The sequence below is a fragment of the Mucilaginibacter sp. PAMB04168 genome, from assembly GCF_039634365.2.
GTDB lineage: Bacteria > Bacteroidota > Bacteroidia > Sphingobacteriales > Sphingobacteriaceae > Mucilaginibacter.
This window is the reverse complement of record NZ_CP155079.2, coordinates 4,513,062-4,537,702: the sequence shown is the minus strand read 5'-3', so window position 1 is coordinate 4,537,702 and position 24,641 is coordinate 4,513,062. Positions and strand designations below refer to the sequence as shown.

The following is a 24,641-nucleotide window of genomic DNA, read 5'->3' as shown; positions in this document are numbered from 1 at the left end:
GGTTATTATCTGGTGAAATAATAAATGATAGGCATCAAAGCAAAACCTATAGGTATAATTACAGCAAACAGCCAGGTACCTATAAACTCATAAATTGGTTTGTACTTGCGGTGTACCCAGCCTATAGAGTGAAATGCACTTTGGAAGCCATGCTTTAAGTGGAACGATAGCGTTACCATAGCAATTACGTAAAATATAACGTAAAAGATGTTTTTAAAGCTGGTTTCAACGCTGGCGTTCAGGTTTTTAGCAATTAAGGTTTCGGTGCTGCCTTCAGTAAACCTTGCATATTCGTACTCGCCCGGTGGCAGTGCCTTGGCAGAAATTTGCTTGCCGGTACGCAAATCGGTTTTGTACTCTGTAAACGGAACCGAATAAGCGCTTTTACCAAACCAGTCGTCCTGGTGGTATTTAAACCAGAAATCTTTCATGTGAATAACAATGAACAACAGTAGGATCGATCCTAACAGGCCCATGTTTTTTGATGAAAAAGAAACGGGAGACTTAGTACCCACTGCGTAACTAACCGGACGAGCCTTGCGGTTTTGTATGGTTAAAATTAACGCGTACACACTGTGTATTATGATAGATAAATACAACAGAATGGACACCACCCGTATTGGCGGGAAGTGAGTCATGAAGTTGGCATACTCGTTAAACGCCTGGCCATTGTCATGTTTAAACAGCGACAGGTTACCGCTCAAATGCACAATTAGAAAAGTACACAGAAACAAGCCTGTTAAAGCCATAATCAGCTTTTTTCCCAGTGAAGAGTTAAAGGTTTGTTTTAATTCACTCATTATATCAGATTTTTAATCAGGCAAAAATATTTATTATAACCCAAAACATAGGTATTGATTTGAGTAATTGTCAGGTTATTGTCTATTTAGAAACATTCTAAAATTATGCAGCCGTTTTTATTAAGCTAACCTTAAAATACTATATTAGCCCATCACACTTTTGAGTTTAATGAAAAGAATTTACTACCTGTTTGCGGCTGCAGTTTTCATCGCCGGTTGCAACACTAAGTTGCCAAAAATCGCTTTCAGCGGTAACGTTACAGGCGCAAAAGATGCCGTTATTATTGTTACCGATGCTGATGGCAATAACATTGCCGGCCAGAATATTACCAACGGCTCCTTTAAAATGGATACGGTTTTTGAAAACCCCGGTTATGGCAAAGTGAGCATTAAGCAAACCGGTAGTGATGATTACCCCATGGAAGTTTACCTGGAGGCCGGCCATTATACACTTGAAGCCGATGCTGCCCACTTGGACCGCTATCCAAAAATTACCTCATCATCTGCTATACAAAACGAGCTTACGGCTTTTTATACCATACAGGATGAACTAAGCCTTAAAGCGCACCATAAAGTAGTGGGTAAATTGGAGCCGGGCGAAACAGATATTGATAGGCTGAAGCTTAAGGCATTCAGGCAATTTATTAACAAGCATCCCAATAGTACGGCCGCCACACACATCATGTTAGGCCTGCAATACGAACGTGACGTGCAGCCTTACTATGAAATTTATAATAAGCTAAGCCAGGCAGCAAAAAGTAGCGAGGAAGGTAAGTTTGTAGGCAAAAAACTGGCCGGTATGATGAAGTTGCTACCTGGCGCCAAAGCGCCCGATATTGCAGGCACCACACCTGATGGTGCTAAATTTGATAAAACTAAACTGGACAAGAAGGTATATGTATTGGAGGTTTGGAAGGCAGGCAACCAAATCAGCCGCATGAACCATAAAGATATAATCGATGGCATGTTAAAAAACCTGGATAACAAAAAGGCAGGTTTCATTGGTATATCGCTGGATAGTAAACGTGACTGGTGGACTAAAGCCATTGCCGATGATAAAGTTACCTGGCCGCAATATGCCGACCTGAAAGGTGATGAATCGGCCAATGCGCAGCAGTGGGCTATCAATAAAATACCTACCTATTATGTATTGAACGGTAAATGGGAAATTATAGAGCGTGATGCAAGCTTTAGCCGCTTAGAATTTATAGTGCGCGATTACCTGGCGCATCATTAAACTGCAATCACTTTATTTTCCAATATGCCGAACACTTTGTCGGTTTCATGATGCTTTACAGCCACCTTGCCGGTAAACTTACCGAAAGATGGGAGTATAGCCTGACGATCACTAAAAGCAAAGCAGGGCAGTGTTACAGATTGCCGGCCTTTACCGCTAAGCTTAACCCCCGGGTGTATGTGGCCACAAAACACATAATGCTCATGTTGATTCAGGCACTGGTTATCTTGCGGGTGATGCAGCATTAAAAACGGCCCAACCTGCAACTCCTGATGCGTGGATATATCAATATCGTGGTAGTGCTGCTCCTTAATAATGTCATGGTTACCTATAACCAGCTGCATTGTAATGCCAGGATATTGCTGCCGCCATTGGGCAAAATCATGCCAATCACCGTTCATGCTGCTGTGAAACAAATCGCCCAGAAACCAGATTTTTTCGGGTTTATGCAGATGAATGAGTTTGGTTAAGCAGTTAAGATCCTCATGGCCAACTTGTGGAGGCACAGCTATACCGGCCTTACGAAAATGCCCCGACTTGCCCAAGTGTACATCGGCTACAATTAAAGCTTTATGCTGCCGCCAGTAAATGGCACGCTCTGGTAATAAAAGGAGATCCTGTTCTAAAATATTAAAATTCAACCCTGCACTCATCTTGATTATGAGTTGCAAAGATAAAGAATTGCTAATAAAGTTAGTTAGTTGTAAATAAAAAAAGCCATCCTAGTATCGGATGGCTTTTTTTATTTGTAAAGCTATGTATAGCTTATGCCTTTTCGCTTTTAGCGCCAATGTTAATTGAGCTTTCGGCTAATTGAGTTAACAACTCGTCAGTTTTTTTCTCTTCAGCTAAAGTTTCTTCCAGCAATTGAGCTGCTTCGCTGTAACCTAAAGTGTTGGCCAGTGTGCGCAGGGTGCCGTATGAAGCAATTTCATAGTGCTCTGATTTTTGAGCAGCTGAAATAATGCCAGCGTCACGGGTAATTGATCCGTCTTCGGTATCTTCAACAATGCTTTCTGATTCCGCGATCAAACCTTCCATAGCATCACATTTTTTAGCTGATGCTTTTTCACCTATCAGTTCAAATACCTGCTCAAGGCGGGTTACCTGATTGTCGGTTTCTTCTTTGTGAGTTTCTAATGATGCACGCAGTTCATCAGAAGTAGCTGCTTTAGCTAATTTAACCAAGGCTTTTGACAGGTGCTTCTCAGCCCAGTAAATGTCTTTTAACTCGTCAACAAATAATTCTTTTAATGCTGATTCTTCAACGTTCTCGGTATTCTCCGGTTGTTTTTTTGCTTTAGTAGTTGCCATAATGTAGATGTTTTGTTTTTCTGTACTCACTTAACGCTACGGAGCTTCATCAGTTTTAACTAATTATTAACATTTGTTAATAAAGTGAAATATCCGTTTGCTGCCCTCATTAGGCATAACAAAGTTTATAATATGAAGTTTGGCTAAATTATCTTACTGATAATCAATTAAAGAAAATGAAAAAACAGTATTTGCAACATTGCTGTTCTTACAAATTATTTATAAATTTACGATCCCTGCTTAATAACAAATGTATTGTAAAAAACTTAAGTGTTCTGTTCTTATTATTGCTGTTGTGTTACTGGCTACTGCCTGTAAAAAAGATTCACTAACAAATGAATTTGCCGACGACAATGCAACCGTTAACGTTCCATCTAACCCGTTAGATATAGATCCGGGTAAGATAATTGATACCACTAAGCGTATTGTAATTATAGGTTCTTCTACTGCTGCCGGTTTTGGTGCGAGTGTAGCCGATTCATGCTGGGCTGGACGCTTAAACGCCAAACTCGTTCGCGATAAGAAGCCCTTTAAATTAATTAACCTTGGTAAAGGGGGGTATACCACTTTCCAGCTCATGCAAACCGGGTCGTCTCCTGCATCTATAAGGCCAAAGCCTGATACCAACAGAAATGTAACGGCTGCGCTCAAGTATAATCCTTCATTAGTTATCATCAATTTGCCTACTAACGATATTGCCCTTAATTTCAGAGATGAAGAAATTATAAGCAACTATCGGAACATTATTGGTCAAATTGCTGCCAAACGTATAGAGTTTATTATTACAAGCACTCAGCCTCGTAATTTTCAACTGCTGGATCAGCGTAAACGTATTAAGATATTAAATGATAAGGTATTAGCTATGTTTCCGGGCCATGTTGATGATTACCTGCGTAAATTAAGCTCGCCAACATGGAGTATTTTAAAGTACTATTCGGCTGGTGATGGCATACATTTAAATAATAACGGCCACCGTGTTATCTATCAAACCTTGGTTGATTTTCCGATTTTTAAAACTGTAGTGGGTTACTAAAATTAATATTCTCATATAACAAAAAAGCCCTGTAGCAATACAGGGCTTTTTTGTATATGAATCTGTTCGGCTCAGCGTTTAAGTTTGCTAAGCAAGGGGTAAATAAATCAGCCGGTATTAAAACTCTTCCAGTTCAATAATGTCCCAGCCCTGGCGCTTGTAGTAGTAAAGCATTATCCAAAATACAACAGCTGCTGGGATAATTAATATCCAGATAACCATATCAAAGCCAAACTTAATCAACGCATAATGCCCGGCGCCTATTACCAGTATAAAGCTCATAACGAGCAGTGAAGTAATTATGCGGCCGCCCGATTGCTTAATTAACACCGGTTTAGAGAACGGCAATCCTTTTACCATAAAAAGCGCCATCAGTATGCCATATATCATTCCTACAAAAAAGGCCAGTATAATGTCGTTTATAACTTTTGGGCCCCATATGGCTATACTTATGCCACCCAGTATAATGCAGTAGGGCAAATAATACAATACCACTACAGCCTTATACATGCCCGATAGAATTTTGCCCGGTTGCTTAATGGGCAGCGCATAATATATCCATGCCGGTTTAAATTTTTCCGAAAACGAAATGTTCTGAAGTACTGATGAAACAATAAATGTGCTTAAGTAAATTAAAAAAATGTAGTAGTAGCCGGCTTGTAATTTATGAAACCTGTCGGCAAGGCTACCTTTGCCATTTAAGGCAAAGTATACAAAGTAGATGGGCACATAGGCAAAGGCAGGATATACTTTTAATTTGAATTCGCGTACACGGGCAGCCAGTTTCCAGGTAATACGAAAGCCGGCATTTTCTACCGGGTTTGGTGCTAAAAGATTGGCCATTTTACCAACCAGGTCGAATTTTGGCTTTTTGCCGGCACCGTGGGCAGGAGCCGGGCTGGTAGAATTGCCATCGGATGTAGCCGCTACAGCCAGGCGTTTATTAAAGCCGGGGGCTAATACTTTAGCTACCAGCCATAAACCAACCAAAGGAGCAGTAACGCCAATTATTGCCATTAAACTGGTTATAAGCGTAGCCCTGTCGGGATGGATTAAAACTTCATTAAGGGCTGCAATCCAAACCGGAGGTATAAAGTACGACCAAGTATGATGTAGTAACTCTATTCTGGCTAAATCTGATACGTCAATTAACCTGGGCAGCAGGTAATAGGCGGCAAAAATAACAACCGAAAATCCGATCTGGAAGTAGCTGATTACGTCTTTAAACCGTTCGGGTGATACGGTTCTCATGAGTATAAGGTATACCACGTTTACCAGTACAATGCTCAGAAAGGTGATCTGTACAATCTGCACAATAAATAACGGTACGGCCAGCAAACCATCAACAAAGCCTATAATTACTATACCTGCCAAACCCTGCAACAAGGCTAGCTTGAAAACATAAATACTGATGTGTAAAATACGCGATATAGCCAGTGTGCGGTCACTCACAGGACGGGGTAATAAAATGTACTGGTCGCGTACATCAAGCAGTACGGTGGTAAAATCGGTAATGAGCGTTAAAGCCATCATTACCATAAACATGCTGAAGTAAACTGTTTGACCAGTCATGGGGCCCTTGAACAACAATAAAGTTACCCCCATAAAGCCGCCTACAAATACCGTAACCAATGATACAGCCCAGGAACTGGTGGCCTTGCCTGGTGTTGCTGCAGCTTTACGGCGGTGGCTAAACATAGCGCTCGGCCTGCGATCGTCCATTTGCAGCTTTATCCGCAGTATATGATAGAGCTGATAGGTATCTACCCCGGTTCTTTCGAGCAGGGGCATTAAAAGGTTTACCAGCTTTAGTAGTAATTTATTCATACCCGGCCGTTATTAATCAAATGCGTTAATAATGGCATCAGCCTCACTGGTGTCTTCATCGCGGCCGGTAAGTTTGGCAAAAACGCGTTCCAGCGTGTCGGCATGGTTTTGCTTTAACGACTCAAATGTGCCATCGGCAATAATTTCGCCTTTGTTTATAAGCAGGATACGGTCTGATACTTTTTCAACCACATCCATCATGTGTGAGCAATAAAATATGGTTTTTCCTTCCTGCGAAAGGCGCATAATCAGTTCCTTGATCATAATTACCGCGTTGGCATCCAAACCCGAGAGCGGCTCGTCAAGTATGATGATTTGCGGATTGTGTATAATGCCCGATATAAGCAGCACCTTTTGCTTCATCCCTTTGGAGAAGGTGTCCATACGGTCGTCTTTATTATTGCCCAAGCCAAAGGCAGTAAGTAACCGTGCCGCGCGGGTATGCAATTGATCCTCATCCATGTCATACAATTTGCCAATAAAGTCCAGGTATTCCATGGGGGTGAGCACGTCGTACAACTCGGCATTTTCAGGTACATAGCCAATGCGTTTTTTGATCTCCTGCGGATCCTGCTGCATGCTGATGCCATCAACCAGTACCTCGCCGCCAAACTCGGGTATAAGCCCGGTAAGTATTTTAACTGTGGTAGATTTGCCTGCACCGTTTGGACCTATATAACCAATAACCTGCCCGGGGTAAATATCAAGCGACAAATTTTTGAGCACCAATTTGCTGCCGTACGATTTGGAAAGGTTGCGTATTTGTATTAATGGAGTATCACTCATAACATCATCATTTGGGTGAAATATACAAAGTATATTGCCAGTATTTATGCCATTAGATGAGCTGCAGCCAATAATGTTACAAAACACAAAAGCCCGCTTACAAAGCAGGCTTTTGTGTTTTATGGTAGAATTGTTTATTCGTTTTCGATAGCCGAGTAAATTTCCAGTATGATGTTCCAACGATGTTGGCCATCCATTTCCCAAACGCGCAGGTAATTGTAATTGCTTACAATGTTGCCTTTGCGAATGCGGGCACGACCCTGGCTATAAGCCAGATCATTGCTGGTTGCGCGGCCTGCATTTATGGTTTCGCCAGAGATAGTGATAGCCTGATTTGCTACAAATTTCAAGGACTGATCTATGCCCGACATGGGTTCAAAACCAGGAAAGTATAAGTGACCTTCGGGCGTAAAAAATTCTTTGTAAGCGCCTAAAGTTGATATTTTAAGCCCCTGGTTAAACTGGCGGTCGTTATCCATAATAATCTTTTTAGGATTAAATGGATCTTTGCTGGCGGCTACCAAAGTTGTGGAATTAGGATCCTTAATATCAGTTAACTGTGTTCTGGTGCTTGGCGGGTGTTGTATACCCATGTTCATCAGCAGCTTTAAACTATTGGTAGCTGCATCCAAACGCCATAACGATACATAGTCACCATATACCTTGTCATCATCGGTTTTGCCGTTTTGGTAAACATATGGGCCGGCCGTAAAAGCCAAATCGCCGTTGGCAGATATACGTGCAAATTTTGGCTGCCAGGTAAGGGTACCCGGCTGCTTATCAATACGGCCGTAAAAATCAGTTATTTTAATGGGCTCTGGTTTAAAAACAATGCCCTCGGCATCGGCTACTGCCAGGAATGCTTCTTTGATGCCTTTGCGGCTGGTCTGTTTTACAAAATCTTCTTCGGCTTTAACTACGGTTTGTACAGAGGCGCTTTTTTGCGCAGTTGCCGTTAAGGCGTAAAAACTCAGGGAGGCTACAGCCAATATAGCTTTGTTCATTTTCATATTTAGATTGAAGCTTTGCTTAAATGAAGCGGTAAGATTACTTAAATTAAAGCGATAAATGCAAATTGATATAACTAAAATTGGTTGAAAATATTGTGAATGGAACTATACGAAACGCTAATTGTCTGATCTTTAAATCAAATAAGCTATGATTTTTTTGATAAGTGGCCAATCATCACTATTTTGTTAGTGATTTATTTGCCGGCGTTTCAATGGCATTACATACCCTATACACTATTTTCATTAACATTAACAGCTTTTAGTCATGAACCTATCTAAACCCGCCTTATTCTTCTTTGTTTTACTTTTAACAGTATTTAAGGTTAGCGCACAATCAACATCCACAGTTGTGGAATATTTTGTGAATGGCGAAAACGGACTAATTAGGAAAGGGACTTACGAGGATGTGGATGGAACCCCGTTTATGTATAACAAGTTTCTGCCAGGTAAGGCCGTAACAACTACGGGCAAGGTGTATGACAATATAAAATTGAATTACAATTTGTATGATGATATGTTGCTCTTTGTTTATGATACCAGCGACAAAGCCATGAAGTTTGAAGAGCAAATAAAGTCTTTCACTATCTACACGCCGCTATCGCCAATGTTTGCCAACGGCTATCCGGCAATAGATAAGCAAACAGCAGGTTCTTATTACGAGGTATTATCGAGCAATGGTAAAGTGGCTTTACTCAAACATCAGGGCAAACTACTCAACAAAGTGAAAAATTACGATGCCACCGAAACCAGGAAATTTCAGGATTATACCAATTACTACGTTTATAAAAACAACAAGCTTGAAAAGTTTGAAAAAAGCAAAAGCGCAGTATTAACTGCGCTGGCCGATAAGAAAACTGAACTGGACGTTTACTTAAAAACAGCAGGCCTTAACTTTAAAAAGGATGAAGACCTGGCTAAAATATTTGATTATTACAATACTTTATAATGATATCAGGCTTTATTCCAGGTAGTGCCTTCCTTGCTGTCTTTAAGCTGAAAACCTATTTTTTGCAGGCCATCGCGTATTTTATCTGAAGTGGCATAGTCGCGGTTAAACTTAGCTTCGCTTCGCAGATTCACAATAAAATCGAGCACCTGAGGTAGTTCATCAGTGCTGGCCTGTTCGTTCCTTAAGCCCAAAATGCCGGTCACAAAGGTCTGCATCAAGGTTTTTAGCAATTGCAGGTTCGCCTCGTCAATTTTTAGCTTGCCGTCATGCACTGAATTAATGATACGCGAAGCTTCAAACAATTCGGCAATTAACACCGGGCTGTTAAAATCGTCGTTTAAGGCTTGGTAACAACGGTCAGATAAGGGCTGTATTTCTACCTCAGTTCCCGAAGAAGGCTTTAAGCCATCCAATAAAGTATAAGCATTCATTAACCGTTTGAAACCTTTTTCGGAGGCTTCCATAGCATCATTACTAAAATCGAGCGTACTGCGGTAATGAGCTTGCAACATAAAGAAACGCACCGTCATAGGGCTGTACCCTTTATTCAGGATACTGTTGTTGCCGCTAAATAACTCATGTGGTAAAAAGCTATTGCCTAATGATTTTGACATTTTTTGCCCGTTAACGGTAAGCATATTGGTGTGTACCCAGTACTTGGCCGGGTTTTTACCATAGCAGGCTGTGTTTTGAGCTACCTCATTGGTGTGATGGGTTGGAATTAAATCAATACCGCCACCATGAATATCAAATTGCTCACCTAAATATTTATGGCTCATGGCCGAGCATTCTAAATGCCAGCCAGGAAAACCCACACTCCAGGGTGAGGGCCATTTCATTAAGTGCTCGGGCTTGGCTTTAATCCAAAGCGCAAAATCGAGCCTGCCGCGCTTTTCATCCTGGCCACCAAGGGTACGGGTATTGGTTAACAGGTCTTCCAGGTGGCGGCCACTTAGTACGCCATAATCAGTTCCCTGGTTATATTTTTCAACGTCAAAGTAAATAGAGCCATCTACTTCGTAAGCATAGCCCTTATCCAGCATAATCTTTACCAGCTCAATCTGCTCAATAATGTGGCCGGTGGCAGTGGGCTCAATGCTGGGAGGCAATACGTTAAACTCACGCATTATATCATGAAAGCCAGTGCTGTACTTTTGCACAATTTCCATAGGCTCCAGCTTAGCCAGTTTTGCCTTCTTTGAAATTTTGTCTTCGCCTTCATCAGCATCACCTTCCAGGTGGCCGGCATCGGTTATATTGCGTACATAGCGTACCTTGTAACCTAAGTGCGTAAGGTAGCGGAAAATCAGATCGAATGATATATACGTACGGGCGTTACCCAAATGGGCATCGCTGTACACGGTAGGGCCGCAAACATACATGCCTACATAAGGGGCATCAAGCGGAATAAATTCTTCTTTGGTACGGGTTAAAGTATTGTAAACAAATACCGTTTGTGTCATGGGCGCAAACTTACAATTTTTAATTCAGGGTAGTAATGTTTGCAGTAAACTATGCTGTTAGAAATGGCATAAACCTTACTTAAACAGCAAGGTGCTGCAAACCGGATAATGGTCTGACAGGCGCTTTTTTACAATATGATAACTGGCAACGTTCATATTAGGGCTTGCCATAATATAGTCTATCTGGAAGTTAGGAAAACTACCGTTGTACGTACGTGCAAAGCCCGATCCTTTCTCGCGGAATGCATTTTTAAGTCCTTTAGCCATTTGGTGCACGGCGTATGATGCGGGTGTATCGTTAAAATCACCTGCAATAACATACGGGTAGGGGCAGCTGGCAGCGTGATTCTTTATTTTAATTACCTGTTCGCTGCGTTTTAAAAATGCACGTTTTAGTTTACCGCCAATGCGTTTAGACGAGCCGAGGTTAGCGCCGCCATCTTTAGATACCTTGCTCAGGTAATCATAATCAGTAGGGTCAAATTGAATAGATTGCAGGTGAATGCTATAAAAGCGAAAGGTGTGGTTGGCTTTTTTAATATCAACGTACAGGCACTGGTTGCCGCTGTTTCTCTCATCGGATAAAATAATGTTACCCTTGTTAACGATTGGATATTTTGAAAACACGGCTATGCCCATCGCCTCATCCTCATTGCTGAAACTAAATGGCTCAAAATAGTAAACCTGCGACTGCATGATTTTACACATAGAGTCTTTAATAGCATACTGACCGCGTTTACGGCTGTAAAACTCCTGTATGCCTATAACATCGGGCTGCTCATCACTAATTAACTGCAGCATTTGTTGCTTGGTTGCGAGGTCGTTTTTTTCGCCGTATGGTTTAAAATTATGGGCATTGTAGGTCATTAACCTAACCGAATTTGCAGACTCTATATTTTCATCGGCTTTACCTGATGACCGAAACCCGATGTTGTCCTTAAGGGTGCTTATCCCTAGGAGTACGCTAACTACTGGTACTACAATGTACTTGCTTTTGCGTAGCAGCCAGTAAAGCGCCAGCAGGCAATTACCTAGCAAAAGGAAAGGATAGGCTAAGCCAAAGAAAGCAATTGGCCAAAACGTGCGTGGATCGGTTACAGGTGAAAGGTAACTGATAAGTAAACCCAGGCTGAGCAAAACGCTCAGCCATAAAAATAACCTATCTAGAATATTAAGCTTCTTTTTTTTACCCGTCATGTTTACTAGCCCGGAACAATACTTCTTTTTCGTGCTTATTCAGGCTGTCATAACCACTTTGCGAAATTTTATCTAAAATACGGTCAATTTCTTCCTGCCGGGGCACGGATGACGTTTGCTGCTGATAAGTTTTGTTTTGCGATACTACCTTAACCTTTGGCCGCTGGTTAAAAACAGAATCTACCGAACGGCCCCAATCATGCCCACGGTTAAGTTGTTTAATATAAATAAAACCTAGCAATGCACCGCCCAGGTGTGCAATCTCTCCACCGGCATTGGGGCCAACTATGCTCAAAAAGTCGATTACTACATAAAACAAGGCAATCCACTTCAATTTAACCGGGCCCAAAAACATTAGGTAAATAGTATAATTTGGTAGTAACGTTGCTGTAGCAATAATAATAGCCATTACACTGGCCGATGCGCCTACCACATAGCTTACTGGTAAAACACCTGCAAAAGCCGGGAATACATTAAAAGATAGGATGTAAAGCGCAGCGCCGGCTAAACCGCCCATGATGTACAGGCCAAGTATGCGTTTTTTGCCCAGGTACTCTTCAAATATCTGTCCCATCCAAAACAGCCAAAGCATGTTAAACAGGATGTGGAATATATCAGCATGCATAAACATGTAAGAAACGGGCGTCCAAAAACGGGTGGCCAGTTTGGGCAAACTTGCGGGCAGGGCAAGATATTCATTGGCAAACTCGTTCAGCATGGGGTTTCCCATAAATAAATACAGGAACGTGCCGGGGATGTTGATTAATAAAAAAACCAGTACGTTAATGCCAATAAGCAGGTTAATGCGGCTGCCGGATTGAAGCATCTTATAACGTATATCTTGCCAGAAGGAGTTCATAAAATAGAAGCTGTTTTATTACTTAAACTTACATTAGTTAATAAAAATTGTTTGGCCTTTGCATACCCCAAATTTTTATTAAAATAAACCCAAACAACGCTCCGCCCAAATGCGCCCAATGCGCTACCGAATCGCCTGCATATTGCGCCACGCCCGAGTATAACTCAAGCAGTATGTAACCAATTACAGCATATTTGGCCTTAATAGGCAGCGGAATGAACATGATAAATAATTCCACATTAGGGTAAAGCATGCCAAAGGCTACCAGCAAACCAAATATAGCACCTGATGCACCAACTATACCACTTAACGGACTATAAATTTCTACAAGTTTTTCATAACCCGGCGTAGCAAAGTAAGGGGATATATCGCCGTGGGGCACTGTGAATGTACCAATAACCTGGTAAACCTCCAAAGCCTGAACCAGCATTTGCAATGCCAAAGCGCCTATACCGGTAATAAAATAATATTGTAAAAAGCGCTTAGGCCCCATGGTATACTCCAGTGTGGGACCGAACATGTAAAGGGCCAGCATATTAAAGAAAATATGCATCAGGCCGCCATGCATAAACATGTAGGTGATTATTTGCCATACCCTAAAAATTGGAGCATTAAAGTAATGCGCTGCCAGGTAAGGCTCTAAGTTAATACCTGCTGATTGTAAGAACCAGTTACCTACAAAGAATATAACATTTATGATTAGTAAGTTCTGTACAACCGGTGTAAGGTTAGCGAATGGGTTTTGCCTGTATGCATTCATAGATGTATTTTCTTTTTAGAGCCGGACACGAGAGTCACGAAACAAGATGTTGGGTAGTTGAAATAATCATGTTGTTTTGATGTCCTCATTATTAATCTAGCTCCGGCGCTCATTAGCTCTCATTTTTCAAAGCGCTCCATTAGTTCGTTCAGGGTAAATGTACTAATTACCGGTTTGCCGTTCAAAGCTATGTTGGGCATCTGGCAGGCAAAAAGTTGGTCAATCAGTAAATTCATCTCTTCTAAAGTAAGCCGGGTGCCGGCTTTAGTAGCCGCATTACGGGCCAGTGTTCGGGCTAAGGCGTCGCGCTTATCTAACTTCAATATAGCCAGATTGTTTTTAAATCCTTCCAGCAAATGCTCGAGCAACTGGTGCTCGCTGGCCTGGTTTAAATCGGCCGGTATGCCATCAACCACTACTGTGTTTTTACCAAACTCGCGTATATCAAAACCTAATGCTTTAATGTCGGGCAAAAGCTCTTTCAGTAACGTAAAGTCGCTGCTGTTAAGGGTTACTGTTTGCGGAAATAAACTTTGCTGACTAACGCCCGAGTGATTTTGCAGTTGCTGCAAAAAACGCTCATACAAAATGCGCTCGTGTGCAGCCTGCTGGTTTATGAGCATGAAGCCGGATTTTATCTGCGACAGGATGTACCGGTTATGAATCTGGAATAATTGCCGCTCGCTTGGCTTGCTTATGGCCTGATCGTTTACCTCAAAACTATCATCAGGCAGCATTTGCTGTTGCTGACTTGGCGCTTGCTGCGTTATCTCATACAAGGTTTCCCAATTTTGCGGCATGCCGCTTTTGTAAGGGTTGTGCGACTGCTGGTAGCTGCTTTCGCGCTGTGCAGGTGCTTTGGGCGCACTATCAAACGGATTAAAGTTGGGGTTAAAGGTAATGCCCGGCGGCGTAATTTGCTCCAGCGGCTTATGCGTTATCAGGTGCTCAATGCTATTCTCCTGATCAAAATCCAGGGTAGGGGTAATGTTATACCTGCCCAGCGAACGTTTTACAGCCGAGCGGATGATGGCATAAATGGCCTTCTCATCCTGGTATTTGATTTCCGTTTTGGTAGGATGTACGTTGATATCGATTTTACTGGGGTCAATATCAATAAACAACACATAAAAAGGATAAGTATCCTCTGGCAACAGTTCCTCAAAAGCCGTCATTACGGCATGGTTAAGGTAATTATCGCGTATAAAGCGGTTGTTTACAAAAAAGAACTGCTCGCCCCGCGTGCGGCGTGCAAACTCAGGCTTCCCCACAAAGCCGCGCAGGTTAATAATGGTGGTATCTTCTTCAACAGGTACCAGGCGCTGGTTGTAATTGTTACCAAACAAATGAACAATGCGCTGCTTAAGCTGCGTGGCCGGCAGGTGATATACCTCCTGCCCGTCATGATGCATGGTGAAAAATATTTGCGGATTAGCCAGTGCTACCCGCTGAAACTCGTCAATAATGTGGCGTAGCTCAACCGGATTGCTTTTTAGAAAGTTACGGCGCGCCGGGGTGTTATAAAACAGATTTTTGATAGAAGTAGAGGTGCCGCCGCTGGTGCCACAAGCCTCCTGGCTAATTACTTCCGAGCCTTCAATAATAATGCAGGTGCCCAGCTCGTCCTCACGGCGGCGGGTTTTCATTTCCACCTGGGCAATAGCAGCTATGGAGGCCATGGCCTCGCCCCTGAAACCCATAGTACGTATGGCAAAAAGGTCTTCGGCTTTACGTATCTTGGAGGTGGCATGGCGCTCAAAACACATGCGGGCATCAGTCATGCTCATGCCGCAACCGTTATCAATTACCTGTATCAGCGCCTTACCGGCATCTTTTAAAATGAGCTGTATTTTGTCAGCACCCGAATCTATCGCGTTCTCTACCAGTTCTTTTACGGCCGACGCTGGTCGCTGCACTACTTCTCCCGCGGCTATCTGGTTAGCTACGGCGTCTGGTAAAAGCTGTATTATATCTGACATCAAAAAAATCCCTTCAATTTCGAGGGGCTAAATTAAAAATTTGATGGCATAACTTTACCTTTGGTGCGTTGTATATTTAGCTGGACGGCATAAGTACGCCGTGCAATGCAATCAAAAGCGTAACATAAAAGCGCCTGCCGCTGTATAAGCGATAGCAAGGTTTGGTGTGGCTTTTGATGCGAATGTTTTTTTATTTTAGTCTACTGTATGAAAAAATTCTGGCCCGGGTTGTTGCTGATACTTTTTGTAGCCTGCAAACAAAAGGAGTATAATGCCGATCTGTTGGTGAAAAATGCGTTGGTGTACACTGTTGACAGCAACTTTAGTACTACCGAAGCCTTTGTGGTAAACGCCGGCAAAATAGTGGCCGTAGGCAAAGCCGACAGTTTGGAAAAAATTTACCTGGCCCGCGAAGTGGTGGATGCGAATGGTAAAGCCGTATATCCTGGTTTTATAGATGCGCATACTCACTTTTACCGCTATGGCCTGGGCCTGCAAGAAGTACATTTGGAAGGCACTAAAGGCTGGGATGAAATTTTAGATTCAGTACAATCCTATTCCGCCCGTAATCCCGAGGGCTGGATCATAGGTCGTGGCTGGGACCAAAACGACTGGAAAGGCACACAGTTTCCAGACAAAACCAAGCTCGACTCCCTGTTTCCGGTTAGGCCGGTTATTTTGAACCGGATTGATGGCCATGCCGCTATTGCCAACCAGGCGGCTTTAAACATTGCTGGTATTAAGCCCGGCCAAAAGCTGGAAGGGGGCGAAATACAAACCGTTAATAACAAGCTTACCGGTATACTGGTTGATAATGCCGTTGACCTGGTTACCCGCAAAATACCCGAGCCAGCCGATGCACAGGTACAAGGTGCTTTACTAAATGCACAGCGTAATTGCTTTGCCGTGGGTTTAACCACGGTTGATGACTGCGGGCTGGACTACCCTATGATTAATACCATTGCCGAGCTGCAGCACAAAAAAGCATTAAAAATGCGCATGTATGTAATGCTGTCTGATAATGAAGAAAATATAAATTACCTGTTTAAACGGGGTGTTTACAAAACACCAGGCTTAAACGTACGCTCGTTTAAAGTGTATGCTGATGGTGCGTTGGGATCAAGAGGGGCTTGCCTGCTGCATGATTACAATGATCAAAAAGGCTGGAAAGGTTTCTTATTAAGTAGTCAAAAGCATTTCGAAGATGTGGCCACACGTATTGCCGGTAAGGGGTTCCAGATGTGTACCCATGCCATTGGCGACTCGGCCAACCGCACCATCCTGAAAATTTATGCTAATGCCCTTAAAGGTAAGAATGATTTGCGCTGGCGCATAGAACATGCCCAGATAATAGACGCAGCCGATTTTAAATATTTTGGTGAAAATAGCATCATACCATCGGTGCAGCCAACGCATGCCACGTCAGATATGAACTGGGCAGGCGAGCGCTTAGGGGCCCAGCGTTTAAAAGGCGCCTATGCTTACAAGCAATTATTACAGCAAAATGGCTGGCTACCCTTAGGAACCGATTTTCCGGTAGAGGATATCAATCCGCTTTATACCTTTTATTCGGCCACCGAACGTAAGGACATGAAGGGCCTACCTGCCAGAGGCTTTCAGCCCGAGAATGCATTGAAGCGCGTAGAAGCCCTGCGAGGGATGACCATTTGGGCGGCCCGCGCCAACTTTGAGGAAAAAGAGAAGGGTAGCATAGAAGTAGGTAAATACGCCGACTTTGTGATATTAGAACAGGATTTAATGAAGGCTAAAGGCGCAGATTTACCGCACATTAAAGTATTAAAGACCTACGTGAATGGTGAGAAAGTTTATGAGAAGAAATAAGTTAAGTACCTTAATATTTGTTGCCCTATCCGGATTTATATTTTTAAGCACCGCTTGCGCACAAAAGCCGCCGCTAATTAATCTTACTGGTTTGGCTTACGTGAATGAAGAGAAGCTGGCCGAGCAATTTACCGTGTTGCTGAATAACGAACAGAATCTGGTTCCTTTACAAGATCTGGATAAAAGCACTATAGCCAGTGTGCGTTTTAACCATGCAAACGACGCCATATTTGATAGTTTGCTTAATAAGTATACGAAAGTTAAAAGCTTTAACGCTTTGTCTTACCTAACTATAGGCAAGTTAACCGACGATTTAAAGCTTTATAACACGGTATTATTGCAAATAACGGATGTGGATTTGAGTAACGCACAGTTGCTTAATTTCATTACCATGAATGATAAGCTGAAAAAACTGGTGGTTGTTTATTGGGGTAGCGGAGCGGCATTGAGTAAGCTTGATCCGGTAACTACACCTGTTATTTGGTGCTCGAGGGTAACGCCGGTTGCTGCAGCTTATGCAGCACAGGCTGTATTTGGTGGTGTAGCTGTTACACATAAGCTGGAGAAAAGCGTGTCGGCCAAATACACTGCCGGCTCGGGTTTTCTTACAGCTAAAACCCGGCTACAGTACACCGTGCCCGAAGCCGCAGGAATGAAGGCCGAAAACCTTTTAGCCATAGACAATATTGCCCGCGAAGCCATTGGCGACCAGGCCACGCCAGGTTTTGTAGTTTTGGCGGCCAAAGATGGTAAGGTAATATTTAACAAGGCGTACGGCTCTCATACCTATGATAAAACGCAGCCTGATAAAATTACTGATATTTTTGATATCGCTTCCGTTACTAAAATATCGGCCACTACTATGGAGGTAATGAAACTGGTTGAGCAGGGTAAACTAAGCCTTGACTCTACCGTGGGTAGTTACCTGGCTTTAGCTAAACCCACTAATAAAAACAACATCAGGGTAAGAGAGCTGATGCTGCACCAGGCAGGTTTAATTTCTTATATTCCTTTTTACGAACGTATTAAAGCAGCCGATCACAGCTCCGATTCATCAGCAGCCTATCCAACCAAGGTGGCCGACGGGTATTACATGCGCAAGGATTACTTTAAGGATGTTATGTGGCCGCAAATGCTTAATTCGGCTTTACGCACGCGTGGGCAGTATGTGTACAGTGACCTGAGCATGTACTTTATGAAAGAGATTGTAGAAACGGTTACCGCTACGCCGTTAAACATTTACGTGCAGGATAATTTCTACAATCCGCTGGGGATGCAAACAGCAGGTTTTTTACCCCGAAACCGTTTCAGCCGCGATCAGATCATCCCAACCGAGAACGATACTTACTTCAGACGCACGCTTTTAACCGGCTATGTGCACGATCAGGGTGCAGCTATGGTAGGCGGCGTGTCTGGTCATGCAGGTTTGTTTGCCTCGGCAAATGACCTGGCCATACTTTATCAAATGGTATTAAATGGTGGTACTTACGGCGGTATACAGTACTTTAAGCCCGAAACGGTTAAGCAGTTTACCACCAGGCAATCGAACGTTAGCCGTCGCGGTCTGGGTTTCGATATGTGGGATCCTGAGGTAAGCAAACACTATCCATCAGCCATGGCATCGCCACAAACCTATGGGCACACCGGTTACACCGGTACCTGTATTTGGGTTGATCCTAAAACAAACCTGGTTTATATCTTCCTTTCCAACCGTGTATATCCTAAAGATTCGCAACTGTTAGTAAGCCGCCGCATCCGGCCGCGTATACAGGACGTGTTTTACGAGGCTATTGCAAAAGGACTGCAGTAGTATATACGGGGGCAACAAGGCAACAAAAGTTGTTAATCAGCTTTTGTTCTTATCTTGCTTTATATCAGCCTAAAAATATGCAAGAGCTTAATATTCCCGAAGGTTATCAACGTGTGATGCCTTACCTGATTGTCAAAGATGCAGCCCGCTTTTTTACCTTTATGCAAACCGTTTTTGGCGCTACCGAGAAACTAAAGGTTATGCGCAACGAAACGACCATTATGCATGCCGAACTACAGGTAGGTACCAGCACCATTATGTTTACCGATGCTACCGAAGATTATCCGGTACAAAATGCGGGCTTATTTATTTACGTAGCCGATTGTGATACTACCTACCAAAAAGCGTTAGCTAACGGCGCCAGCAGTATTATGGAACCCGCTAATCAGGATTATGGCCGCAGTGCAGGCGTGCTGGATGCTTTTGGTAATACGTGGTGGATATCGCAGGTTTTGTAGTTAAAGTTGAGATAAGTGATAGGAGCATGGAACGCACTACCGCATAAACCAATGAATGTAGCCGCATTCGCTGCAAATAAAGCAGGTAGCGGTCTTATCAGTCCATTCCAGGTCAAAAAACGTACGCGATGGGCTATGCAGTTGTTCTTGGCGGGTAAAAAAGAAATCATTTTGGCAAAACATACAAATGAGTTGCTTACCGTCGATTTAGTAGTGCAGCGGTTCTTCGGGTGAAAAAAGGCCCATGATTTTTGGGATTAGGTTTAAAGTACATGCAAGTAAAATAATTTGCCTGTAACATCATAAAAATGTTGCGTTTTAAATAAAGTGAATAAGCCAAAACCACAGCCGTGTAACAATCTGATGCATAAGAATCGGGCTTTGTAAAGATTACATACGCTTAACACATTTGCCACAAAATGCTGTTAAACTTGCGGGCATAAACTCACCTGGTACAGATTTTACTTCGGGTAAATCGGGTAGTTTCATTTTAACTTAAATCAGATTTTCTGCATGAAAATAGGCATAGTATGCTACCCAACCTTTGGTGGTAGCGGTGTGGTGGCCACCGAGCTGGGCAAAGGCCTGGCCGATAGGGGTCATCAGGTGCATTTTGTAACCTACAATCAGCCCGTTCGGTTAGATTTCTTTTCCGAAAACCTGTTTTACCACGAGGTTGCCGTTAGCAAATATCCTTTATTTGAATACCCACCTTACGAGCTTGCCCTGGCCAGCCGCCTGGTAGATGTGGTGCGCTTTGAAAAGCTGGACGTGTTGCACGTGCATTACGCCATACCGCATGCTTCGGCGGCGTTTATGGCTAAGCAAATACTGGCCACTTATGGAATTCATATCCCGGTAATTACAACGCTGCACGGTACCGATATAACGCTGGTAGGTAATGATCGTACGTACAAGCCGGTAGTTACCTTCTCTATAAACCAAAGCGATGGGGTAACCTCGGTATCGGAGCATTTGAGGCAGGATACTTATCGGTTTTTTGAGATAGAAAAGGACATTAAAGTGATCTACAACTTTATTGACCTGAGCCGCTTTAACCATACGCCTAAAGAACACTTTAAAAAAGCCATTGCACCTGAGGGTGAAAAGATACTGGTGCATACTTCCAACTTCAGGAGGGTTAAACGCACGTCTGACGTGATTAGCATATTTGCCAAGGTAAATGCGCAAATACCGTCAAAACTGTTAATGGTAGGCGATGGGCAAGACCGCCCCGAGTGTGAGCAACTGGCACGCGACCTGGGCGTGAGCCAGAATGTACGCTTTTTGGGCAAGCAGGACGCGGTAGAAGAGATCATGTCGGTATCTGACCTGTTCCTGATGCCTTCACAATCTGAGAGTTTTGGTTTGGCCGCGTTGGAAGCTATGGCATGCCGCGTACCGGTCATCAGCAGTAATGCAGGTGGTTTGCCCGAGCTAAATGTAGAGGGTTACACCGGGTATTTGTGTGATGTAGGCGATGTTGACGGCATGGCCGAAAAAGCTATTTACATGTTGCAGGATGAAGAGCGTTTGAACACTTTTAAGGAGAACGCCCTTACGCACGCCCGTAAATTTGACCTGGCTAATATACTGCCACAGTATGAAAACTACTATATGGAAGTGATTGAAAGCAGCAAGCGGTTTTAACAGCGCTAAAACAAGCTTGGCAAGATTTGTGTATAATACCAGGAACACACATCACAACATATGAAAAGGATACTCGAAATTATTTTAATGGCTGTAGTAATCGGGCTTACCGTTACGGCTTGCTCAACTCAAAATGCCGCTACTGGTGTAAGTAATGTAGGCCGGGGTAAATTTACCGGCACCTGGACATTGAATAATGTAAGCTACCAGGGTTTGGTAGAAAGCGCTGTATCAAATGTATTCGATCAGGCTCGTCCGTCGGCATTTGTGGGTAGTACCTGGAAACTGACCAACAGCGGCAACGGTATGTATACTTTAGCCGATGGTACTTCGCAAACTATTTTCTGGTCTGTAAATAACTCAGGCCCTAGCGGACAGATGTTCCAATTTAAAAAGATTTTTGAAGGCGATAAAGCTAAAAACGTGCAACAAGGCTACCAGTTGCTGGTAAACAGCAATGATGGTAACAATATGGTGCTTCGTTCGCCTGTTAGTATTGGCAACGGTACGGGTTACATTGTTTACTCGTTCAGTAAGCAATAGGAATCAATATTTAATCAAACAAAAACGCCGGCAATTGCCGGCGTTTTTGTTTGATTAGTTTTTTACATGCCCTTTCTTAATTCAATTTAGAGCCATGATAAGCCGTGTCATTATACGTATTCTTCATGTTTCAAGCAATGAAGCGAGATGCTGGTTTGGAGGCTAAATTAGTGGAAGCCTGACCCGCCGACAAACGCCTCTGCCTAACACCATCATAATCTCTACTCGGCTAATGCGAACTTTAAACAGCTTGGGCTGCTTATCTCTAAGCGCGTACTGGTAGGGGTTAACTTACCTGTGGTTTTGTTAATCTTAAAAACAACAATATTATTACTCTTTTGGTTGGCCACTAAAAGATAGCTACCGGTTGGATCGATAACAAAGTTACGAGGGTGATTGCCCAGCGTACCCTGGCGCTCTATAAAAGTAAGCAGGCCGGTTTCAGAATTTATAGCGTAAACAATAATTTCGTTGGCATCGCCACGGTTTGTAGCATATACAAATTTACCATCGGGCGAAACATGTATATCCGCGCCACCTGTTTGCTTGGTATAACCATCGGGTATCATGCTTATGCTCTGAATTTGTTTGGGCTGGCCGTTGTTGTACTCGTAGGCAATTACATTACCGCCCATTTCGGTAGCCAGGTACATATATTTACGGTTAGGTGTAAAATCGATATGCCTTGGGCCTTCGCCAGGTGCAACGCTTATAAAAGCCGGCGAAGCTGGTGTAAGTGCTTGCGCTTGCGATGCCTTGTAGCGGTAAATGTTCACCTTGTCGGCACCCAAATCGGTCCAGAGTAGGTTTTTCTCATCAGGAGATAAAATAGCCGTGTGTACATGTGGCTTATCCTGTCGGGATTTATTTGGTCCCAAACCTGTTGACGGCCCTTGTAAAACCTGCGAGGCCGGCGCTAAAGAGCCATCTTTGTTTACAGGGAATACATACATGCTACCGCCAGCATAATTGGCAGAAAAAACATGCTTTTGCGCCTTGTCTACCGAAATGTAGCAAGGGCCTGCTCCAGTTGTTTGTTTATTAAGCAGCTCAATTTTCCCAACCTTAGGCTCAAATGAAAAAGCGCTCACGCTGCCTTTACGGTCATCTCCAATTTCGTTTACCGAATAGATGAACCTGCCGTTGGCTGATACGCACAGGTACGATGGGTTATCCACATTTCTTTCTGTTCTGCTTAAGTAAGCCAGCCTTCCGCTTTCGGTGTAAAAGCGATAAACGTATATACCGTCGCTGCCATTGGTGGTGTAAGTGCCAATCAACAGATCGAGCGTTTTAGGCGGCTTAGGCTGTGCAGCAAGTGTTGCAGGTATCATATACAGTAGTAATAACAGTTTTTTCATCGGAATTTTGGTTTTGAAGAACGCAAGGTAGCAAAAACGGTTTTTATTAGATGAAGGGTTTCTGCAAGTAAAGTATTTTGATAAGTTATTGCAAGATGATTAGCTTGCCAACCTAGGGTGTTGATCTTTCCGGCCCGTACATTCAATCTTTTGTCGCGATGAGGATTTTGTTAGTTTTATTTTAAGCCACCTGAAAGGGAAGTTTATCCATAAAAAAAGCCTTTGCATAACTGCAAAGGCTGTATTCTCATATATTCTATATTCCAAAAATAAACTAAACCTGAACCAGGTGCTTCAGTTGGATAATTTCTTTTTCATCCAGGTAACGCCAGCGGCCGCGTGGAAGATCTTTTTTAGTTAGGTTGGCGTAGATGGTGCGATCCAGCTTTACCACCTCGTAACCTAAGTGTTCAAAGATACGGCGTACAATACGGTTTTTACCGCTGTGGATCTGTATACCCACTTCGCGTTTAGTGCCGCCTTGTACATAGCTTACGGTATCAGGCTTAATGAGGCCGTCTTCAAGTTCTAAACCAAAGCTTATCTTGTTCAGGTCGCCCTGGGTTAAGCTCTTGTTTAGTTCAACTTGGTATATTTTAGTAATGCTGTTGCGCGGATGCGAAAGCTTGTCGGCTAATTCACCGTCATTGGTCATGAGTAGTAAGCCGGTAGTGTTACGATCTAACCTGCCAACAGGGTAAATACGTTCACGGCTGGCTTTTTCTACCAGGTGCATTACCGTGCGGCGTTCCTGCGGGTCTTCGGTTGTGGTGATATAATCTTTAGGTTTGTTCAATAGAACATACACCATCTTTTCCCTTTTAAGTGTTTCGCCGTTGTAGCGTATCACATCTTTTGATGGGTCCACTTTATGGCCCAGTTCAGAAATTACCTCGCCATTAACAGAAACCACACCGGCGGCAATCAGCTCATCGGCCTTGCGGCGCGAACAAATACCGGCGTTAGATATATAACGGTTCAATCTAATTAAGTGGCTTTCGTCTTTATCAGATGCCTTTTTCGTATTGCGGCCCCTTAATACACGAGTAGGGCGTTCATCGGCATTCTCGTTACGAGCCGGTTTGCGGTCCTCTGAACGCTCACTGCGCTCGCGGAATGGCTTGTCTTGAAAATCAGCTGGTTTCTCGCTCCAGGTACGTGATGATGCAGTAGGTCGGCTGTACTTTTTGTCGCCGCCCTCGCGCTGCTCACCGCCGGTACGTTTTTTAAATGAAGAATCTCTGTCGCTTTTAAAACCACCCTCAGAACTTTTTCGGAAAGGTTTATCTCCGCTTTCTGCATTTCTTTTAAATGGCCTGTCTGCGCCTTGTGCAGGTCTTTTAAAAGGTTTGTCTCCTCCTTCGCGGTCTGGCCTGCTGCCACGGGGCGCAAACGGCTTTTTATCGGTTGATGCACCGTAGCTCCTTTTAGGCCGGTCGTCGGCATTATAGCTGCCGGTTGAAGGTTTGCGTGATGCAGAAAACGGCTTTTTATCAGTATCGCTGCCGAACCTTTTTTTAGGAGCGCTGCCATCGTCTGACTTTTTAAAACCTGAATTTGCATTACGGGTGCGTGGAGAAGAGCTGTTGCGTGGCTGATCGCCACTGCCGGTACGCCTACCGGCTGATTTGTTGGACTTGTCGTCGCGACTGTTCCCTGGTTTTTTGAACACCATATTTTTTTGTTAAAGCGCTAAAAGCGGGCAGCAAAGGTACGAAAATTTGCCATTTAATAAAAAAAATTTCCACATCGAAAACTTGGCT

General features: G+C 43.3%; 22 protein-coding genes. 9 read left to right on the top strand and 13 right to left on the bottom strand.

Going from position 1 to position 24,641, the window contains the following annotated elements; genetic code table 11:
* Nucleotides 1–5: 5 nt before the first annotated feature.
* On the bottom strand, nucleotides 6–800 hold the full coding sequence (locus ABDD94_RS19135; protein WP_345950490.1) for a succinate dehydrogenase cytochrome b subunit: 795 nt from the start codon (nucleotides 798–800) through the stop codon (nucleotides 6–8).
* Nucleotides 801–969: 169 nt separating this feature from the next.
* On the opposite strand from ABDD94_RS19135, the gene ABDD94_RS19130 reads away from it, so the two are divergent.
* A complete protein-coding gene (locus ABDD94_RS19130; RefSeq protein ID WP_345953574.1) occupies nucleotides 970–2,037 on the top strand; it encodes a hypothetical protein in 1,068 nt (355 codons plus the stop codon).
* On the opposite strand, the gene pdeM is transcribed toward ABDD94_RS19130, so the two are convergent.
* Nucleotides 2,034–2,690, bottom strand: a complete 657-nt coding sequence (gene pdeM / locus ABDD94_RS19125; protein ID WP_345953573.1) for a ligase-associated DNA damage response endonuclease PdeM — start codon at nucleotides 2,688–2,690, stop codon at nucleotides 2,034–2,036. The genes ABDD94_RS19130 and pdeM overlap by 4 nt on opposite strands.
* A gap of 112 nt (nucleotides 2,691–2,802) precedes the next feature.
* Nucleotides 2,803–3,351, bottom strand: coding sequence for a ferritin-like domain-containing protein (locus ABDD94_RS19120; protein ID WP_345950493.1), 549 nt, complete (start codon nucleotides 3,349–3,351; stop codon nucleotides 2,803–2,805).
* A 295-nt stretch (nucleotides 3,352–3,646) separates the two neighbouring features.
* Between ABDD94_RS19120 and ABDD94_RS19115 the strand changes: the two genes are divergently transcribed.
* Complete coding sequence (locus ABDD94_RS19115; protein WP_352432878.1) at nucleotides 3,647–4,384, top strand: SGNH/GDSL hydrolase family protein; 738 nt, start codon at nucleotides 3,647–3,649, stop codon at nucleotides 4,382–4,384.
* A gap of 117 nt (nucleotides 4,385–4,501) precedes the next feature.
* Here ABDD94_RS19115 and ABDD94_RS19110 read toward each other — a convergent pair whose 3' ends face one another.
* From ABDD94_RS19110 to ABDD94_RS19100, 3 genes are all read right to left on the bottom strand, one after another.
* Nucleotides 4,502–6,211, bottom strand: coding sequence for a hypothetical protein (locus ABDD94_RS19110; protein ID WP_345953572.1), 1,710 nt, complete (start codon nucleotides 6,209–6,211; stop codon nucleotides 4,502–4,504).
* Nucleotides 6,212–6,223: 12 nt separating this feature from the next.
* On the bottom strand, nucleotides 6,224–6,997 hold the full coding sequence (locus ABDD94_RS19105) for an ABC transporter ATP-binding protein (protein WP_345953571.1): 774 nt from the start codon (nucleotides 6,995–6,997) through the stop codon (nucleotides 6,224–6,226).
* A gap of 134 nt (nucleotides 6,998–7,131) precedes the next feature.
* Nucleotides 7,132–8,007 (bottom strand): hypothetical protein, encoded by an 876-nt coding sequence (locus tag ABDD94_RS19100; RefSeq protein WP_345953570.1) that lies wholly within the window; start codon nucleotides 8,005–8,007, stop codon nucleotides 7,132–7,134.
* Nucleotides 8,008–8,272: 265 nt separating this feature from the next.
* On the opposite strand from ABDD94_RS19100, the gene ABDD94_RS19095 reads away from it, so the two are divergent.
* A complete protein-coding gene (locus ABDD94_RS19095; protein ID WP_345953569.1) occupies nucleotides 8,273–8,953 on the top strand; it encodes a hypothetical protein in 681 nt (226 codons plus the stop codon).
* Between the two features lie 5 nt (nucleotides 8,954–8,958).
* Here ABDD94_RS19095 and cysS read toward each other — a convergent pair whose 3' ends face one another.
* The 5 genes from cysS to mutL form a co-directional block, all read right to left on the bottom strand.
* Nucleotides 8,959–10,419: a cysteine--tRNA ligase gene (cysS, locus tag ABDD94_RS19090; RefSeq protein ID WP_345953568.1), complete on the bottom strand. Its 1,461-nt coding sequence runs from the start codon at nucleotides 10,417–10,419 to the stop codon at nucleotides 8,959–8,961.
* A gap of 75 nt (nucleotides 10,420–10,494) precedes the next feature.
* Nucleotides 10,495–11,616, bottom strand: a complete 1,122-nt coding sequence (locus ABDD94_RS19085; RefSeq protein ID WP_345953567.1) for an endonuclease/exonuclease/phosphatase family protein — start codon at nucleotides 11,614–11,616, stop codon at nucleotides 10,495–10,497.
* On the bottom strand, nucleotides 11,606–12,475 hold the full coding sequence (locus ABDD94_RS19080; protein WP_345953566.1) for a rhomboid family intramembrane serine protease: 870 nt from the start codon (nucleotides 12,473–12,475) through the stop codon (nucleotides 11,606–11,608). The genes ABDD94_RS19085 and ABDD94_RS19080 overlap by 11 nt, the downstream gene beginning before the upstream one ends.
* A 37-nt stretch (nucleotides 12,476–12,512) precedes the next feature.
* Entirely contained in the window at nucleotides 12,513–13,235 is a 723-nt protein-coding gene (locus ABDD94_RS19075) for a rhomboid family intramembrane serine protease (RefSeq protein ID WP_345950502.1), read from the bottom strand.
* 119 nt (nucleotides 13,236–13,354) lie between these two features.
* Entirely contained in the window at nucleotides 13,355–15,214 is a 1,860-nt protein-coding gene (gene mutL, locus ABDD94_RS19070) for a DNA mismatch repair endonuclease MutL (protein WP_345950503.1), read from the bottom strand.
* A gap of 207 nt (nucleotides 15,215–15,421) precedes the next feature.
* Between mutL and ABDD94_RS19065 the strand changes: the two genes are divergently transcribed.
* From ABDD94_RS19065 to ABDD94_RS19040, 6 genes are all read left to right on the top strand, one after another.
* Nucleotides 15,422–17,056 carry an amidohydrolase gene (locus ABDD94_RS19065; RefSeq protein WP_345950504.1) on the top strand — a complete coding sequence of 545 codons (1,635 nt, stop codon included), beginning with the start codon at nucleotides 15,422–15,424 and terminating at the stop codon, nucleotides 17,054–17,056.
* Nucleotides 17,043–18,866, top strand: coding sequence for a serine hydrolase (locus tag ABDD94_RS19060; RefSeq protein WP_345953565.1), 1,824 nt, complete (start codon nucleotides 17,043–17,045; stop codon nucleotides 18,864–18,866). Before ABDD94_RS19065 ends, ABDD94_RS19060 begins: the two co-directional genes overlap by 14 nt.
* A gap of 77 nt (nucleotides 18,867–18,943) precedes the next feature.
* Nucleotides 18,944–19,324: a VOC family protein gene (locus ABDD94_RS19055; protein WP_345953564.1), complete on the top strand. Its 381-nt coding sequence runs from the start codon at nucleotides 18,944–18,946 to the stop codon at nucleotides 19,322–19,324.
* A 51-nt stretch (nucleotides 19,325–19,375) separates the two neighbouring features.
* Nucleotides 19,376–19,558 (top strand): hypothetical protein, encoded by a 183-nt coding sequence (locus ABDD94_RS19050; RefSeq protein WP_345953563.1) that lies wholly within the window; start codon nucleotides 19,376–19,378, stop codon nucleotides 19,556–19,558.
* A 279-nt stretch (nucleotides 19,559–19,837) separates the two neighbouring features.
* Entirely contained in the window at nucleotides 19,838–20,974 is a 1,137-nt protein-coding gene (gene bshA / locus ABDD94_RS19045; protein WP_345953562.1) for an N-acetyl-alpha-D-glucosaminyl L-malate synthase BshA, read from the top strand.
* A 60-nt stretch (nucleotides 20,975–21,034) separates the two neighbouring features.
* Nucleotides 21,035–21,517, top strand: a complete 483-nt coding sequence (locus tag ABDD94_RS19040; protein ID WP_345950509.1) for a hypothetical protein — start codon at nucleotides 21,035–21,037, stop codon at nucleotides 21,515–21,517.
* A gap of 221 nt (nucleotides 21,518–21,738) precedes the next feature.
* On the opposite strand, the gene ABDD94_RS19035 is transcribed toward ABDD94_RS19040, so the two are convergent.
* On the bottom strand, nucleotides 21,739–22,878 hold the full coding sequence (locus ABDD94_RS19035) for a lactonase family protein (protein ID WP_345953561.1): 1,140 nt from the start codon (nucleotides 22,876–22,878) through the stop codon (nucleotides 21,739–21,741).
* A 274-nt stretch (nucleotides 22,879–23,152) separates the two neighbouring features.
* Nucleotides 23,153–24,553 carry a pseudouridine synthase gene (locus ABDD94_RS19030; protein WP_345953560.1) on the bottom strand — a complete coding sequence of 467 codons (1,401 nt, stop codon included), beginning with the start codon at nucleotides 24,551–24,553 and terminating at the stop codon, nucleotides 23,153–23,155.
* Nucleotides 24,554–24,641 lie beyond the last annotated feature (88 nt).

Excerpts from the sequence above, each read along its gene's own strand:
- ABDD94_RS19065 (WP_345950504.1), top strand. The coding sequence starts at position 15,422 with ATGAAAAAATTCTGGCCCGGGTTGTTGCTGATACTTTTTGTAGCCTGC.
- ABDD94_RS19120 (WP_345950493.1), bottom strand. The coding sequence starts at position 3,351 with ATGGCAACTACTAAAGCAAAAAAACAACCGGAGAATACCGAGAACGTT.
- ABDD94_RS19060 (WP_345953565.1), top strand. The coding sequence starts at position 17,043 with ATGAGAAGAAATAAGTTAAGTACCTTAATATTTGTTGCCCTATCCGGA.
- ABDD94_RS19085 (WP_345953567.1), bottom strand. The coding sequence starts at position 11,616 with ATGACGGGTAAAAAAAAGAAGCTTAATATTCTAGATAGGTTATTTTTA.
- bshA (WP_345953562.1), top strand. The coding sequence starts at position 19,838 with ATGAAAATAGGCATAGTATGCTACCCAACCTTTGGTGGTAGCGGTGTG.
- ABDD94_RS19035 (WP_345953561.1), bottom strand. The coding sequence starts at position 22,878 with ATGAAAAAACTGTTATTACTACTGTATATGATACCTGCAACACTTGCT.
- ABDD94_RS19055 (WP_345953564.1), top strand. The coding sequence starts at position 18,944 with ATGCAAGAGCTTAATATTCCCGAAGGTTATCAACGTGTGATGCCTTAC.
- ABDD94_RS19040 (WP_345950509.1), top strand. The coding sequence starts at position 21,035 with ATGAAAAGGATACTCGAAATTATTTTAATGGCTGTAGTAATCGGGCTT.
- ABDD94_RS19105 (WP_345953571.1), bottom strand. The coding sequence starts at position 6,997 with ATGAGTGATACTCCATTAATACAAATACGCAACCTTTCCAAATCGTAC.
- cysS (WP_345953568.1), bottom strand. The coding sequence starts at position 10,419 with ATGACACAAACGGTATTTGTTTACAATACTTTAACCCGTACCAAAGAA.
- ABDD94_RS19135 (WP_345950490.1), bottom strand. The coding sequence starts at position 800 with ATGAGTGAATTAAAACAAACCTTTAACTCTTCACTGGGAAAAAAGCTG.
- ABDD94_RS19095 (WP_345953569.1), top strand. The coding sequence starts at position 8,273 with ATGAACCTATCTAAACCCGCCTTATTCTTCTTTGTTTTACTTTTAACA.
- mutL (WP_345950503.1), bottom strand. The coding sequence starts at position 15,214 with ATGTCAGATATAATACAGCTTTTACCAGACGCCGTAGCTAACCAGATA.
- ABDD94_RS19080 (WP_345953566.1), bottom strand. The coding sequence starts at position 12,475 with ATGAACTCCTTCTGGCAAGATATACGTTATAAGATGCTTCAATCCGGC.
- ABDD94_RS19050 (WP_345953563.1), top strand. The coding sequence starts at position 19,376 with ATGAATGTAGCCGCATTCGCTGCAAATAAAGCAGGTAGCGGTCTTATC.
- ABDD94_RS19100 (WP_345953570.1), bottom strand. The coding sequence starts at position 8,007 with ATGAAAATGAACAAAGCTATATTGGCTGTAGCCTCCCTGAGTTTTTAC.
- pdeM (WP_345953573.1), bottom strand. The coding sequence starts at position 2,690 with ATGAGTGCAGGGTTGAATTTTAATATTTTAGAACAGGATCTCCTTTTA.
- ABDD94_RS19075 (WP_345950502.1), bottom strand. The coding sequence starts at position 13,235 with ATGAATGCATACAGGCAAAACCCATTCGCTAACCTTACACCGGTTGTA.
- ABDD94_RS19030 (WP_345953560.1), bottom strand. The coding sequence starts at position 24,553 with ATGGTGTTCAAAAAACCAGGGAACAGTCGCGACGACAAGTCCAACAAA.
- ABDD94_RS19130 (WP_345953574.1), top strand. The coding sequence starts at position 970 with ATGAAAAGAATTTACTACCTGTTTGCGGCTGCAGTTTTCATCGCCGGT.
- ABDD94_RS19110 (WP_345953572.1), bottom strand. The coding sequence starts at position 6,211 with ATGAATAAATTACTACTAAAGCTGGTAAACCTTTTAATGCCCCTGCTC.